This window comes from Kitasatospora sp. NPDC041917, assembly GCF_055589745.1.
In genome coordinates, this window is sequence record NZ_JBVJBI010000026.1 from 103,946 (window position 1) to 117,982 (window position 14,037).

A 14,037-nucleotide genomic window follows, 5' to 3' on the forward strand; every position below is an offset into this window, starting at 1 on the left:
TCTCCGGCTCAGGCCGGTGCGAGGGCCGGGGCCATCCGGTGGATCACCCGGTCCTCCTCGTCGGTGCGGCCGTCCGGGTCGGCGACCAGCCCGAGCCGCTCGGCGAGCCGGCGCGAGGGCAGGTTGTCCGCGTGGATCAGGGCGATCACCGGGATGCCGGGGTGGCGCGGCAGCCCCTCGGCCATCGCCGCCCGGGCCGCCTCCGCCGCGTACCCCTTGCCCCAGGCGGACGGCCGGAACCGGTAGTAGAGGTTGAACACCCGCTCCCCGTCCAGGGTGTGCAGGTAGAGCCCGGCGAACCCGATCACCGCCCCCGGGTCCTCCCGGGTGGCGACGGCGCAGTACCCCACCCCGTCCCGCACCCAGTCGGCGACGAACCCGTCCAGCATCTCCTGCGCCTGGGCGATGTCCCGCTGCGGCCCGTTCGGGTTGTACCGGTTGGTCTCCGGATCCCCGTGGATCGCGAACACCGCCTCCAGGTCCCCCTCCTGGGGCCGCGTCAGTACCAGCCGCTCGGAGGCGGCGACGATCGTGCGGGAGCTTCGGTCGGCGTGGTCGGTAGTGGTGGTCATGGCGCTTCCCCGTGTCTAGCGTAATAGGTCTAAGGCAAGATAGGCCATTACCACACCACCCGCCCACCCATTTCCGCCCGCCCACCCCCTACAGGATCGGCTCGCAGCCGACCGCCTCGCCCCCGACGGTGAGGAACTGCTTCCAGGCCTCGTCGGAGGTGGAGAACAGGTGTCCGAGTTGCCTGACCGTACCGATCCGGAAGTAGGTGGGGCGACCGTGGCAGGTCACCACGATCTCGTCCCGGGGAAGGGAACCCGCCCAGCGGGCTCGGCCGAATGCCGGCGAGGTGTCCCGGTCGGCGGCGTCCGGCCGGAGCCGGGGCTCGGTGGCGATGACGAGGGCGGAGGTGCCCTCGTGATCGCCGTCCGGCGTGATCTCGCACGTCCACAGCGGATCGGACCCGACGGTCACGGCCTCCTTGTAGCGCTTGTCGGCGGCGCGCAGGACGGTGATCCCCGGCAGGCCGCAGACGGCGTCGCCGTCGAGTTCCCGCTCGGTGCTCGCCGGGGTCAGCTCGCGCAGGGCGGGCAGCGGCGTCCTGCCGCAGCCGCGCTGGTCCGCCGTGCGATTGGCCGTCGACACGGCGAGCCGGGCGAGCTTCAGGGGGTCGAACTGGCCGCCGCCATAGGCGCTGACCTGGACCCACAGCCCGTTGGGACAGTCCGCGGGGAGCAACGCCCAGGCCTCCGAGTCGCGGACGGCACCGACCGCGCCGCCGTTCGCCGAGGCGGCGAACGTCCGGGCGCCGGAAGCGATCGGGAGGTGGAAGATGTCCTTGCTCTGGCCGAAGGACACCATGACGTGCCGATCGTCGCCGAACATCCCGCCGGCCACCATCACGGTGCATGTCGCCGTGACGCTGCTGTACGGCTCGGCGCTGACCTTGCCCGCCCCGAGCGCGTCGTTCAGCACCTGCGAACTCACCGTGCCGTCGCACACGCTCTTTGGGCCGTAGTCGTTGGTCATGTCGTCCCGCAACAGAGCCCACCCGCCGATCCCCAGGCCAACCGCCGTCGCCGCCACCGCCAATGTCACGACCCCGGCCCGCACGCGCAGGGCGCGGGTGGTGAACCCCCGCCGGTCGAGCGCCGCGTCGACGTGCCCGGCGAGGCCTGCGGTGGAGTCGTCGGGCTTGTCGTCGTCCTTGATTTCCACAGTGTGTTGCTCCCCGTTTGCCGCTCGGCGGCTGGATCGTTGCGTGCTGCCGTGGGCGGTCGGTCGGTAACCGGCCGCCCACAGGGTCGCGGCTACAGGATCGGCTCGCAGCCGACCGCCTCGCCCCCGATGGTGAGGAACTGGCGCACCAGGTCCGTCTGGTCGGGGAAGAGGAAGGGCTTTGCGAGGCCGGAGGAGTACCCGCCCGTGACGGTGAAGAAGACATCCTTGCCCTGACACGTGGTGACGACTGTTCCTTCCGCCACCCACTGGGCCCGCCCCAGATCGGACGTGCCCGCACCGTCCTTCCGGGACAGGGCCGTCGTCCGTGGCTCGGTCGTGATCGCGAATTCCTGCACCCGGCTGTTGTACCGCGGGTCCCCGCCGATCCGGCATGACCAGATCGGGGCGGTGGCGGTGGTGACCTGCTGCGGCATGCGCCACTGGGCCTCGGGGTTCCTGGCGGGTGCGAATCCGGGCAGTCCGCAGAGGTTGGCCCAGTCCGGGTCCGTCTCGGCGCCCTTCGCCGACAGTTCCTTCGGCGCCGGGAGTGCCCCGCTGCCGCACCCGCGTGCCTTGGCGAGGCCATTGGCGAAGGCCACGGCCAGCCGGGCCCTGGTCTCGTCGTGGCCCTGCCCGTCGGCGCGCACCTCGGCGCGCACGCCCTTGCCGCACCCCTCGGGGAGCACCGCCCACGCGGCGTCGGGCGTCACCGAGCCGACCGAGCCGCCGGAGAACAGCCGGGCGTCCGAGGCGGCCAGCGCGCCCGGCCCGTCCTTGGCATTGCGGACGGGGGTGAACCGCACGGTCTTCTCGGAGGTCCCGAACAAGCCGGAACGGACCGTCGCGGTGCAGCTGTTCCCGGTGGATTCCTCCGTGGCCGAGAAACCTCTCCGGCGCTCGCCGATCCGTCCGGAGCCCAGGAGGTCGTGCAACTGGTCCGCCGTGGCGGCCCCGTCGCACACGCTGTCCGGCCCGCCGACGTTCGTCAGCCGGTACACCGCGAACCCCGCCGCCCCCACCGGGACGAGCGAGAACGCCACCACCACGGCAGCCGCCCGCATCCGCAGCCCCCGCGTGGTGAACCCCCGCCGGTCGAGCGCCGCGTCGACGTGCCCGGCGAGGCCTGCGGAGGCCTTGTCCACGCCTTCGCTCCCCATCGTGTGCTCGCTCCCTCGTCTACGTGCTGGTCGGTCAGACGATCGGCTCGCAGCCGATCGCCTTGCCCCCGGCGGTGAGGAACTGCTTCCAGGTGGTTTTGCTGTCCGGGACGAGGTCCCAGAAGCCGTTGAGGTCCATCCGGAAGTAGGTGGGCCGGCCCTGGCAGGTCGCCACCATCTCACCGGGCTTGATCCAACGGGCCCTGCCGACGCCCGGCTCGTCTTTCGGGGGAGCCGAGAGCAGGAGCCGGGGCTCGGTGCCGATGGTGAAGGTGATCGAGGACCGCAGGTCCGCGTCGGAGTGGATGAGGCAGGTCCACAGCGGGTCGGTCGCGGTGGTCACGGTTTCCCTGAAAGCGGGGCCTCCGGGGGTTTCGGGGACGGTGACCCCCGGCAGGCCGCAGACGGCGTTCCGGTCGAGATCGTGGTCCTGGCCGGCCGGGGACAGCTGATGCGGCGCGGGCATCGGTGACGTGCCGCACCCCTGTTGCGCCGCGATGCGGTCGGCCGTCGACACGGCGAGTGCGGCGAGCTTCCCGGCGCCGGGTCGTTCGCCGCGGTCCGCCCTGACGGTGACGCGTTGTCCGCTGTCGCACCCCTGGGGAAGCAGCGCCCAGGCCCGGTAGTCGAATGCCGCGCCGGATGCACCGCCGTTGGCCGAAGCGCCGAACAGCCTGGCCTCCGAGTCCTGCGCGACGACGGAGAGGTCGGGGTTCTTGCGAAGCTCCACGGTGACGGACCGTTCGTCGCCGAAGACTCCGGAACTCACCTTGGCCATGCAGAGGGCGGATCCGTTGCGCACGTGCCCGTCGCCGAACGCCTGATCACTGACCTTGCCGGGCCCGAGTGCGTCGTTCAGCAGATCCGCGCTCACGGCGCCCTCGCACACACTGTCCGGCCCGAACGCATTGGTCAGGTTGTCCACGAGGAACGCCCCCGCCCCTGCCACGACCACGGTCACCGCCACCACGGCGACCGCTGCCCGCACCCGCAGCCCCCGGGTGGTGAACCCCTTCCGGTCGAGCGCGGCGTCGACGCGTCCGGGGAGACCCGTGGCGGAGCCCTCGGGCTGACCGGCAGTCTGTTGTGCCTTCGCCATCTCAGCGCCCACCCAGCGCATTGCGGTACGTCTGGTTGACGCCCGTCCCGTAGCTGTCGGACACCCCGCGTAGAAGCGCCTGCGGCACACCACCGGTCAAGGTGGCGTCTGCGCTGGTGAGGCCGGCCTGTTCGACTCTTGTACTGATCATCTGCTTCAGCTGGTTCTCTCCGGCGTTGAACATCTTCGACAGATTCGCCTGGGTCGCCTGGTCCTGCTCGCTGTTGAGCCCGTTCGCCCACTCCGACGTGCCGACGTCGACGAGGCGCTGGACGAAGTCCCCCACGACCGGTATGGGAGTCAGGGGCGTGCCGATGACGTGGTAGTTCATCTTCGCCTGCCAGTTGTTCTGGAACACCACGTCGTCGTGGTGACGGGTCATGACGTCCGACTGAGTGCCGCTGAGCGCACCCAGGAGCTGGCCGGCTTCGTGCACGAAGCCTTCGATGGCGGGCTTGGGGCGCCCGGTGGCGTCCGGCTTGAACGCGTCGGCGGGGTAGGTGTCGAGCCGACGGGCCACTTCCTGGCTCTCGGCGTAGTGGATGGCCCTGAACGCCTCCGGGTCGTCGGACACCCCGCGGATGACCCGGATGAGACGGTCCCGGTCGATGGTCAGCCCGCTGGTCTCGGAGTGCCCGTTGACTTCCTTGCCGATGATCTCGTAGGTGTCGGCCGCATAGTCGGCGATCATGTTGCCGAACGGTCGGCGCAGTCCGGCCGGGAGCTCGGTCACATGGCCGGCGGAGTCGCCCCCGAAGTGGGTCATCGTGTCGGACATGATCCGCGCCATCGCCGCGTCGTGCGGGCGGACGGGCGGCTGGTTGCCGTTCGGATCGCGACCGGTGGTGGCGGCCTCCAGGGCGTCGCCGAACGCGCCGCGGGAGGTGTTGCGCGCGACCGGGTCCAACTGGTTGTGCTCGTAGCCCTGGTTGGGCCACTCGCGGGCCTTGAGCAGGTAGTCGAGGTTCTTGTTGGCCGCGGGGTCGAAGAAGTCCTTCGAGGCCCCGGGGTTGCGGCTCATGGCCTGCATGAGGTCCCGCATCGGATCGCCCTGGTGGCCGGAGGCGTTGCTCCAGTCCGGGCCCCACAGGTTCTCGCCCTTGAGCTTGCTGCCGCGCTCGTAGTCGACCAGGTCGGTGCCGACCTTGGTCAGGAAGCCCTTGTCGAAGCTCCCCTTCGCATTGAGCAGTGCCGTCAGCGCCGGGTAGTTGTCGTTGTAACCCGCCGCGGATGCCCCGGGGCGGCGGGCTGCGGCCAGCAGGCCGTCCTGCCACTCCTTGCCCATCCCGCCGTCGCGGGTGGCGCTGGCCAGGGCGACGGACAGGTTCTTGTAGACGTCCTGGTAGCCCGCGGCGTTGTGGTTGCCGTGGGCGAGCCCGTCGTAGACCTTGCTGTACTCCAGCAGGGCCTCGGGGCCGGTCTTGCCGCCGGCGTTGAGGCCGTTGAGCAGGGTGGTGGAGAAGTCCTTGTTCTCCGCGTTGGCGGCCATCAGGGCCTGCAGCTGCTTGAGCTGGTCGTCGGAGAGGCTGCCGGCCTTGGACATCAGGTCCGTGGCCCGCTTGGCGTCGGCGACCGGGCCGGCGCCGTACGGGGCGGCGTTGAAGGCGGTGGTGCTGGTGCCGATGTCACCCTGGAGGGCTGCGGTGGCCCGCTGGTCGGCGGCAGAGGCCTTCTCCACGGCCTTGCCGAGCCGGTCGGCGATCGCCTGGGCGTTGGCCCGGATGGTGCGTTCGGCCTCGGGGTCGTTCCTGGACTCCTTCGGCACGGTCCAGTTGACCGCACCGTCCGCGGTGACGCTCAGGGTGGTGTCGGTCTGGGCGTCGTGGAGTGCCGTGTCGAGGTCGCGGCGGGCGGCGGCGAAGTCCTCGGCGGCGGTCTTCATGATCGCGGCGAGGGCGGTGGCGACGGCCGAGGCCTGCTTGAAGTCGCCGTCGATGCCCTGCATCGCCTTGGTCGCCTCGTCGGCGGCGTCGCCCTTCCAGCCGGCCCGCTGGGCGGTGCTGGTGAGGTCCTTGGCGACCCGGCCGTCCATGGAGGTGAGGGCCTTGGCCACGCCGGCCCAGGCCTCGGCGGCCTCGTTCACCCCGGAGAAGTCGGCTTCGTGCAGTTCCTTGAAGGACACCATCTCTTCGTTCCCCCTTGCCTTCTACCGACCCGGACGGAAGCCGGCGGCGATGGCGGCTTCGTTGGACTGGTAGTACTGCTGTGTCCGGTCGAGGTTGTTGGCGGCGCTGCCGAGCTTGCCGTGCAGGGTCTTGCACTGCTGAAGCCAGCGTTCGGTGCTGGCGGTGAGGGCGCCGCCGAAGGAGAAGCCGCGGATCCTGGTCGACGCGGTGCTCGCGTACTCGGTGAGGCTGTGCGCGCCCGCGCCCGCCTTGCCGTTGGCGTTGTCGAGGTCGGTGGCGATCTGGCGGGCTATCGCGGCCGAGGCGGTGAGCTCGTACGGGGTGTCCAGCCGGGTGGTGGCCTTGCCGGGCGGCATGAGGGGGAGCGGCGGCACGGTGGTGTCGCTCGGCTGCGCCGCCGGATTGGCGTACGGCGATTTCGCGGCGTACGTGGACGCCGGGCCCGGCATCGGGTCCTTGGCCGGTGCGACCGGTCCCGTGACGAAGTTCGGGCTACCCATGTGCGGAAATCCTCCCCATTCGGCGATGCGGCCGCTCCCCTGCGGCATGACGACCGTACAGGGGGGCACCGTCAGTGCACTGACCCACCCTCCGTCATTCCGGGTGTGCGGGGAGTGGCCGGTCTCAGCGGGGCGCGGCCGAGGGGGAATTGGCGGTTCGGCGCGAGGGCGGAGGTCTTGTTACCGGCGAGTCGCTTGCCTATCATCCCGAGTGTTACAGCTTTACTGTCAAACCCGTCGGGAAGGGTTCAGCTGCCAGTGGGTGACGCGAGCGGTGCGCCGGAGGCCGGGGGGCCGCTGGCGGGTGTGCGGGTGGTGGAGCTCGCCGGGATCGGGCCGGGGCCCTTCGCGGCGATGCTGCTGGGGGACCTCGGGGCGGACGTGGTGCGGGTGGACCGGCCGGAGCCCTCGCCGCTCGGCACCGATCCGGCGTACGACCTCAGCAACCGCAACAAGCGCTCGGTGCTGATCGACCTGAAGTCCCCCGAGGGCCCCGGGCGGGTGCTGGACCTGGTCGAGCGGGCGGACCTGCTGATCGAGGGCTACCGGCCCGGTGTCGCGGAGCGCCTCGGCGTCGGGCCGGAGGCGTGCCTGGCGCGCAACCCGGCGCTGGTGTACGGGCGGATGACCGGCTGGGGGCAGCACGGGCCCCGGGCGGCGACCGCCGGGCACGACCTCGGGTACGCGGCGGTCGCCGGGGTGCTCGGGATGGTGGCCGCGCCGGGCGGGGCCGAGGAGGCCCCCGGCATCCCGGCCAACCTGCTGGGCGACTACGCGGGCGGCTCGCTCTACCTGGCCGTCGGCCTGCTCGCCGGTCTGCACCACGCCCGGGCCACCGGCACGGGCCAGGTGGTGGACGCCGCGATCGTGGACGGCGCGGCGCACCTCGGCAGCATGCTGTGGGGCCTGCTGGCGGCCGGTCACTGGCAGGACCGCCGGGGCGTCAACCTGCTCGACGGCGGCGCGCCGTTCTACGCGCTCTACCGGGCGGCCGACGGCGGGCACCTGGCCGTCGGCGCGCTGGAGCCGCGCTTCTACGCCGAGTTCGCCCGGCTGCTGGAGCTGGGCCCGGACGCGCCCGGCCAGTACGACCCGGCCCGCTGGCCCGAGCTGCGGGCCCTGATCGCCGCCCGCTTCGCCACCCGGACCAGGGCCGAGTGGGAGGCCGTCTTCGCGGGCTCGGACGCCTGCGTGGAACCGGTGCTGACGATGCGTCAGGCCGCCGTGGACGGACACCTGTCGGCGCGCGGGACGTACGTCGAGGCGGACGGTGTCACCCAGCCCGCCCCGGCCCCACGCTTCTCCGCGACCCCCGGCGCCCTGCGCCGCCCGCCGGCCCGCCCGGGCGCGGACACCGGCGAGGTGGCCCGCGACTGGGGCGTCCCCTCCCTGGAACCCGGCGTCCCACCACTCGGCCCCGGCATCCCGTCCCCCAACCCTTCGGCAGAGCAAGGAGAGTAGCGTTGCGGCGCGAGATCTTCACCGAGCAGCACGACGACTTCCGGGCCACCGTGCGGGCCTTCCTGGCCAAGGAGGTGCTGCCGCACTACGACCGCTGGGAGAAGGCCGGCATCGTCGACCGCTCCGCCTGGCTCGCGGCCGGCCGCCAGGGCCTGCTCGGCCTCGCCGTCCCCGAGGAGTACGGCGGCGGCGGAACACCGGACTTCCGCTACGCCGCGGTGCTGGCCGAGGAGTTCGCCCGGGCCGGCGCCTCCGGCCTGGCGATCGGCCTGCACAACGACATCATCGGCCCGTACCTCACCTCGCTCGCCACCGAGGAGCAGAAGCGCCGCTGGCTGCCCGGCTTCTGCTCGGGCGAGCTGATCACCGCGATCGCGATGACCGAGCCCGGCACCGGCTCCGACCTCCAGGGCATCCGCACCCAGGCGGTCGACGAGGGGGACCACTACCTGCTCAACGGCGCCAAGACCTTCATCTCCAACGGCATCCTCGCCGACCTGGTGATCGTGGTCGCCCGCACCACCCCCGAGGGCGGCGCGCACGGGCTGAGCCTGCTGGCCGTCGAGCGCGGAACGCCCGGCTTCGAGCGCGGCCGCAACCTCGACAAGATCGGCCAGAAGGCCCAGGACACCGCCGAGTTGTTCTTCGAGGACGTCCGGGTGCCGAAGGAGAACCTGATCGGCGAACTCAACGGCGGCTTCGTCCACCTGATGCAGAACCTCGCCCAGGAGCGGCTCACCATCGCAGCCGCGGCGATCGCCGGCGCCGAGTACCTGGTCGAGATCACCACCGACTACGTCAAGCAGCGCGAGGCCTTCGGCCGTCCGCTCGCCAAGCTCCAGCACGTCCGCTTCGAGATCGCCGAACTGGCCACCGAGTGCGCCGTCACCCGGGCCTTCGTGGACCGCTGCATCACCGAGCACAACCGCTGGGCGCTCACCCCGACGGACGCCTCGATGGCCAAGTGGTGGGCCACCGAGCTGCAGAAGCGCACCGCCGACCGCTGCCTCCAACTGCACGGCGGCTACGGCTACATGAGCGAGTTCCCGGTCGCCCGGGCGTTCACCGACGGCCGCATCCAGACCATCTACGGCGGCACCACCGAGATCATGAAGGAGATCGTCGGCCGTTCCCTCCTCGGCTGACCGTTCCACCCCCGAGCTTTTGGGCGACCCCGCTCACCCCCTGCCCCGAAACCCGCTGAAAGGCGTTCCACCGTGACCACCGAAGCGTACGTCTACGACGCGATCCGCACCCCGCGCGGCCGGGGCAAGGCCTCCGGCTCGCTGCACGGCACCAAGCCGATCGACCTGGTCGTCGGACTGATCCACGAACTGCGCAACCGCTACCCCGGGCTGGACCCGGCCGCGATCGACGACATCGTGCTCGGTGTGGTCAGCCCGGTCGGCGACCAGGGCTCCGACATCGCCCGGATCGCCGCCATCGCGGCCGGCCTGCCCGACACCGTCGCCGGCGTCCAGGAGAACCGCTTCTGCGCCTCCGGCCTGGAAGCCGTCAACCTGGCCGCCGCCAAGGTCCGTTCCGGCTGGGAGGACCTCGTCCTGGCCGGCGGCGTGGAGTCGATGTCCCGGGTGAAGATGGCCTCCGACGGCGGTGCCTGGTTCGCCGACCCGATGACCGCCTACGAGACCAATTTCGCCCCCCAGGGCATCGGCGCCGACCTCATCGCCACCATCGAGGGCCTCTCCCGCACCGACGTGGACGCCTTCGCCGCCGAGTCCCAGGCCCGCGCCGCCAAGGCCCAGGCGGACGGCCTGTTCGACCGCTCGGTCGTCCCGGTGCGCGACCGCAACGGCCTGGTCGTGCTGGAACGCGACGAGTTCATCCGCCCCGGCACCACCGTCGAGACCCTGGCCGGCCTCAAGCCCTCCTTCGCCGCCATCGGCGAGGCCGGCGGCTTCGACGCCGTCGCCCTCCAGAAGTACCACTGGGTCGAGGCCATCGACCACGTCCACCACGCGGGCAACTCCTCCGGCATCGTGGACGGCGCGGCGCTGGTGGCCATCGGCAACCGCGAGGTCGGCGAACGGTACGGGCTGCGCCCGCGCGCCCGGATCGTCTCCGCGGCCGTCTCCGGCTCCGAGCCGACCATCATGCTCACCGGCCCCGCCCCGGCCACCCACAAGGCGCTCGCCAAGGCCGGGCTCACCGCCGCCGACATCGACCTGGTCGAGATCAACGAGGCCTTCGCCGCGGTCGCGCTCCGCTTCATCCGCGAACTCGGCTTCCGCCACGACCAGGTGAACGTCAACGGCGGCGCGATCGCGCTCGGCCACCCGCTCGGCGCCACCGGCGCGATGCTGCTCGGCACCGTGATCGACGAACTGGAGCGGCGCGACCTGCGCTACGGCCTGATCACCCTCTGCGTGGGCGGCGGCATGGGCATCGCCACCATCGTCGAGCGCATCTGAGCCCGCCCGTCGCCCGCCGCCACCCCTCCTGGGACACGCCGGGCGTGGCACCTCCTCCGCAGACCGGTAGACCTGGAGACCGTGAACCCATGAGCGACACCACCACCATCCGCTGGGAGCAGGACCAGGACGGCGTGGTCACCCTCGTCCTCGACGACCCCGCCCAGTCCGTCAACACCATGAACGAGGCCTTCGCCGCCGACTTCGAGACCGTCGTCGCGCGGCTGGCTGCCCTGGCGTCCTCGGACGCGCTGCGCGGCGTGGTGATCACCTCCGGCAAGAAGACCTTCTTCGCCGGGGGAGACCTGCGGATGCTCTCCGCCGCCCGCCCCGAGGGCGCCGCGGCCGTCTTCGAGAAGTCGATGCGGATCAAGCGCTCGCTGCGCACGCTGGAGACCCTCGGCAAGCCGGTCGTCGCCGCGCTCAACGGCAGCGCGCTCGGCGGCGGTCTGGAGATCGCCCTCGCCTGCCACCACCGGATCGCGCTGAACACCCCCGCCGGCCGGATCGGCCTGCTCGAGGTGACCCTCGGCCTGCTGCCGGGCGGCGGTGGCGTGGTCCGTACGGTCCGGCTGTTCGGCATCACCGACGCCCTGCTGAAGTTCCTGCTCCAGGGCCGCCAGTACCGTCCGGCGCAGGCGCTGGAGCACGGACTGGTGCACGAACTGGTCGACACCCCCGAGGAGTTGGCCGCCCGGGCGCGCGCCTGGATCGAGGCCAACCCGAGCGCCGTCCAGCCCTGGGACGTCAAGGGCTACCGGATCCCCGGCGGCACCCCGGCCACCCCGGCCTTCGCGGCCAACCTCCCCGCCTTCCCGGCCAACCTGCGCAAGCAGCTGAACGGCGCGCCCTACCCGGCCCCGCGCAACGTCCTGGCCGCCGCCGTGGAGAGCGCCCAGGTGGACGTCGACACCGCGATGTCCGTCGAGGCCCGCTACTTCACCGAGCTGGTCTGCGGACAGACCAGCAAGAACATGATCCAGGCGCTGTTCTTCGACATGCAGGCGGTCAACTCCGGCGCCGGACGCCCGAAGGACGTCGAGAAGCGGCCGGTCCGCAAGGTCGCGGTGCTCGGCGCCGGGATGATGGGCGCGGGCATCGCCTACGCCTGCGCCAAGGCCGGCATCGACGTCGTGCTCAAGGACGTCAGCGTCGAGGCCGCCGAACGCGGAAAGGCCTACTCCGAGGGGCTGCTGAACAAGGCCGTCGCGCGCGGGCGCTCCACCGAGGCCGGGCGCGACGAGCTGCTGGCCCGGATCACCCCCACCGCCGAGGCCGCCGACCTGGCCGGCTGCGACGCGGTGATCGAGGCCGTCTTCGAGAACACCGAGCTCAAGCACAAGGTGTTCCGGGAGATCGAGGGCGTGGTCGACGCCGACGCGCTGCTCTGCTCCAACACCTCCACCCTGCCGATCGGCGTGCTCGCCGAAGGCGTCGAGCGCCAGGGCGACTTCATCGGGCTGCACTTCTTCTCGCCGGTCGACAAGATGCGGCTGGTCGAGATCATCCGCGGCCCGCGGACCGGGGACGAGGCGCTGGCCCGCGCCTTCGACCTGGTCCGGCAGATCGACCGGACCCCGATCGTGGTCAACGACTCGCGCGGCTTCTTCACCTCGCGGGTGATCGGCCAGTTCCTCAACGAGGGCGTCGCCATGGTCGGCGAGGGCGTCCACCCGTCCAGCATCGAGCAGGCCGCCGCCCAGGCCGGCTACCCCGCCAAGGTGCTCTCCCTGATGGACGAGCTCACGCTCACCCTGCCGCGCAAGATCCGGGACGAGTACCGGCGCTCGGTCGAGGCCGTCGGCGGCACCTGGACGCCGCACCCGGCGGACGCGGTGGTCGACCGGATGGTCGACGAGTTCGGCCGCCCCGGACGCAGCGGTGGCGCGGGCTTCTACGAGTACGGCGAGGACGGCAGGCGCGGGCGGCTCTGGCCGGGGCTGCTGGAGCACTTCCCCGCAGGGGCGGCGGACGTCCCCTTCGAGGACCTCAAGGAGCGGATGCTGTTCAGCGAGGCGCTGGACTCGGTGCGCTGCCTGGAGGAGGGCGTGCTGACCTCGGTCGCCGACGCCAACGTCGGCTCGATCCTCGGCATCGGCTTCCCGGCCTGGACGGGCGGCGTGTTCCAGTACATCAACGGCTACGAGGGCGGCCCGGCCGGCTTCGCGGCCCGCGCCCGCGAACTCGCCGCCGCGTACGGCGAGCGGTTCGCGCCCCCGGCGCTGCTGGAGCGGGTGGCGGCCGAGGGCAGGACCTTCACGGACTGACCGGCCGCCGACCTGCTCGGATCCCGGTGGGGCCGTGCGCCGCACGGCCCCACCGGGCCTCCGCCCCTACCCGTACCCCTACGCCTGTACCTGCTCCTGGGCCTGTACCTGCTCCTGTTCCTGCCCTTGCTCCTGGCGCAGTTCCTCGCCCAGTTCCTCCCGCAGGTACCGCTGGAAGGCCGTGACCAGCGCCTGCGCCACCATCGGCTGGATGTGGTCCGTCAGCGCCCGCATCCGGGCCAGCTCCTGGGGCGCGGGCTCGCTCTCCCGGTACGGCTTCCACACCGTCTCGCGGAACAGCCGCTGCAACTCCCGGGCCGTCGCCCGGCTGTGCTCCACGACCACCGACCGGGCGGCCAGCAGCGTCTCCAACGGGATCGGCACGTCCAGGATCCGCACGCCCAGCGGCAGCAGTCCGGGATCCACCCGGAACACCTCCGGATCCCCCGTCCGCTCCAGCGCCCCCATCGCGGCGAGCCGCCCGACCTGCTCCTCCGTCAGCCCCCGCCCGGCCCGCCGCTCCAGCTGAGCCCTGGTGGCCTCCTCCGGGGCCTCCGGCGTCCAGGACGCCACCAGCGCACGGTGGATCGCCAGGTCCAGCGGTGAGCTGTCCTGCGGCAACCGCGCCAGGTACCGCTCGATCGCCGCCAGCGTCAGCCCCTGCCGCTGCAACTCCTCGATCAGCTCCAGCCGGTCCAGGTGCGCCGCCCCGTACAGCCCCACCCGCCGCGGCCCCAGCTCCGGCGGCGGCAGCAGCCCCTTCGTCCCGTAGAACCGCACCGTCCGCACCGTCACTCCGGCCCGCGCCGCCAGCTCGTCCACCGTCAGCCGCAACCCGACCCCCACCCCGCCGTGCTCCCCCACCCGCCGCCTCCCGCGCTGGCACACTCCTGCTGTGACAGCAGCAGTGTGACAGTGCCCGTCACCCCGGGTCCATCAGTGCACCGGCTCAGGAGGGCGGTCGGCGTCCGGCGGCGAGGCCGCGGGCGTAGCGGCGGAGCAGGTCGTGGGGGTAGGCGTACCGGCGGGGCGCGGGGGAGACGAGCAGTCCGACGTCCACCAGGGCCTCGGTGAGCACGCTCGTCTCCGCCTCGGGGCGCTGCAGGCGATCCTCTACGTGATGTCGGTCGTGTCGACCGTGTCGGTCTTGCCGCCGCTCCGACAGCGCTGGGCCGACGGGCTGCCGGTGGGGAGCATCGGCGCGGTGCGGGCTCCGCGCCCCGTGGGTCAGGCGAGGGCGGCGTGGTGGCGGCGGGTGACTTCG

The 14,037-nt window shown here is 72.2% G+C and carries 12 protein-coding genes; 4 read left to right on the forward strand and 8 right to left on the reverse strand.

Features of this window, described 5'->3' with window-relative positions:
• Positions 1–8: 8 nt before the first annotated feature.
• From ACZ6EM_RS27655 to ACZ6EM_RS27680, 6 genes are all read right to left on the reverse strand, one after another.
• On the reverse strand, positions 9–572 hold the full coding sequence (locus ACZ6EM_RS27655) for a GNAT family N-acetyltransferase (protein ID WP_465773476.1): 564 nt from the start codon (positions 570–572) through the stop codon (positions 9–11).
• Between the two features lie 88 nt (positions 573–660).
• Positions 661–1,728, reverse strand: a complete 1,068-nt coding sequence (locus tag ACZ6EM_RS27660) for a hypothetical protein (protein ID WP_465773477.1) — start codon at positions 1,726–1,728, stop codon at positions 661–663.
• Positions 1,729–1,820: 92 nt separating this feature from the next.
• Positions 1,821–2,888: a hypothetical protein gene (locus tag ACZ6EM_RS27665; protein WP_465773478.1), complete on the reverse strand. Its 1,068-nt coding sequence runs from the start codon at positions 2,886–2,888 to the stop codon at positions 1,821–1,823.
• A gap of 34 nt (positions 2,889–2,922) precedes the next feature.
• On the reverse strand, positions 2,923–3,987 hold the full coding sequence (locus ACZ6EM_RS27670; protein ID WP_465773479.1) for a hypothetical protein: 1,065 nt from the start codon (positions 3,985–3,987) through the stop codon (positions 2,923–2,925).
• A gap of 1 nt (position 3,988) precedes the next feature.
• Positions 3,989–6,112 carry a hypothetical protein gene (locus ACZ6EM_RS27675; protein ID WP_465773480.1) on the reverse strand — a complete coding sequence of 708 codons (2,124 nt, stop codon included), beginning with the start codon at positions 6,110–6,112 and terminating at the stop codon, positions 3,989–3,991.
• Between the two features lie 21 nt (positions 6,113–6,133).
• Entirely contained in the window at positions 6,134–6,613 is a 480-nt protein-coding gene (locus ACZ6EM_RS27680; RefSeq protein WP_465773481.1) for a hypothetical protein, read from the reverse strand.
• A gap of 258 nt (positions 6,614–6,871) precedes the next feature.
• Between ACZ6EM_RS27680 and ACZ6EM_RS27685 the strand changes: the two genes are divergently transcribed.
• The 4 genes from ACZ6EM_RS27685 (at position 6,872) to ACZ6EM_RS27700 (ending at position 12,773) form a co-directional block, all read left to right on the forward strand.
• Positions 6,872–8,074, forward strand: coding sequence for a CaiB/BaiF CoA transferase family protein (locus ACZ6EM_RS27685; RefSeq protein ID WP_465773482.1), 1,203 nt, complete (start codon positions 6,872–6,874; stop codon positions 8,072–8,074).
• A 2-nt stretch (positions 8,075–8,076) separates the two neighbouring features.
• Positions 8,077–9,219 (forward strand): acyl-CoA dehydrogenase family protein, encoded by a 1,143-nt coding sequence (locus ACZ6EM_RS27690; protein ID WP_465773483.1) that lies wholly within the window; start codon positions 8,077–8,079, stop codon positions 9,217–9,219.
• Between the two features lie 72 nt (positions 9,220–9,291).
• The gene (locus tag ACZ6EM_RS27695; RefSeq protein WP_359900090.1) at positions 9,292–10,506 is read left to right on the forward strand and encodes an acetyl-CoA C-acetyltransferase; all 1,215 of its coding nucleotides are present in this window, start codon (positions 9,292–9,294) and stop codon (positions 10,504–10,506) included.
• An 89-nt stretch (positions 10,507–10,595) separates the two neighbouring features.
• The gene (locus ACZ6EM_RS27700; RefSeq protein WP_465773484.1) at positions 10,596–12,773 is read left to right on the forward strand and encodes a 3-hydroxyacyl-CoA dehydrogenase NAD-binding domain-containing protein; all 2,178 of its coding nucleotides are present in this window, start codon (positions 10,596–10,598) and stop codon (positions 12,771–12,773) included.
• A gap of 78 nt (positions 12,774–12,851) precedes the next feature.
• On the opposite strand, the gene ACZ6EM_RS27705 is transcribed toward ACZ6EM_RS27700, so the two are convergent.
• A complete protein-coding gene (locus ACZ6EM_RS27705; RefSeq protein WP_452177215.1) occupies positions 12,852–13,637 on the reverse strand; it encodes a MerR family transcriptional regulator in 786 nt (261 codons plus the stop codon).
• 85 nt (positions 13,638–13,722) lie between these two features.
• Positions 13,723–13,851, reverse strand: coding sequence for a hypothetical protein (locus ACZ6EM_RS27710; RefSeq protein WP_465773485.1), 129 nt, complete (start codon positions 13,849–13,851; stop codon positions 13,723–13,725).
• Positions 13,852–14,037: the final 186 nt, after the last annotated feature.

What these genes read in the sequence shown, in the direction of transcription:
- ACZ6EM_RS27655 (WP_465773476.1), bottom strand. Translation starts at nt 572, where the DNA reads ATGACCACCACTACCGACCACGCCGACCGAAGCTCCCGCACGATCGTC.
- ACZ6EM_RS27665 (WP_465773478.1), bottom strand. Translation starts at nt 2,888, where the DNA reads ATGGGGAGCGAAGGCGTGGACAAGGCCTCCGCAGGCCTCGCCGGGCAC.
- ACZ6EM_RS27670 (WP_465773479.1), bottom strand. Translation starts at nt 3,987, where the DNA reads ATGGCGAAGGCACAACAGACTGCCGGTCAGCCCGAGGGCTCCGCCACG.
- ACZ6EM_RS27675 (WP_465773480.1), bottom strand. Translation starts at nt 6,112, where the DNA reads ATGGTGTCCTTCAAGGAACTGCACGAAGCCGACTTCTCCGGGGTGAAC.
- ACZ6EM_RS27680 (WP_465773481.1), bottom strand. Translation starts at nt 6,613, where the DNA reads ATGGGTAGCCCGAACTTCGTCACGGGACCGGTCGCACCGGCCAAGGAC.
- ACZ6EM_RS27700 (WP_465773484.1), top strand. Translation starts at nt 10,596, where the DNA reads ATGAGCGACACCACCACCATCCGCTGGGAGCAGGACCAGGACGGCGTG.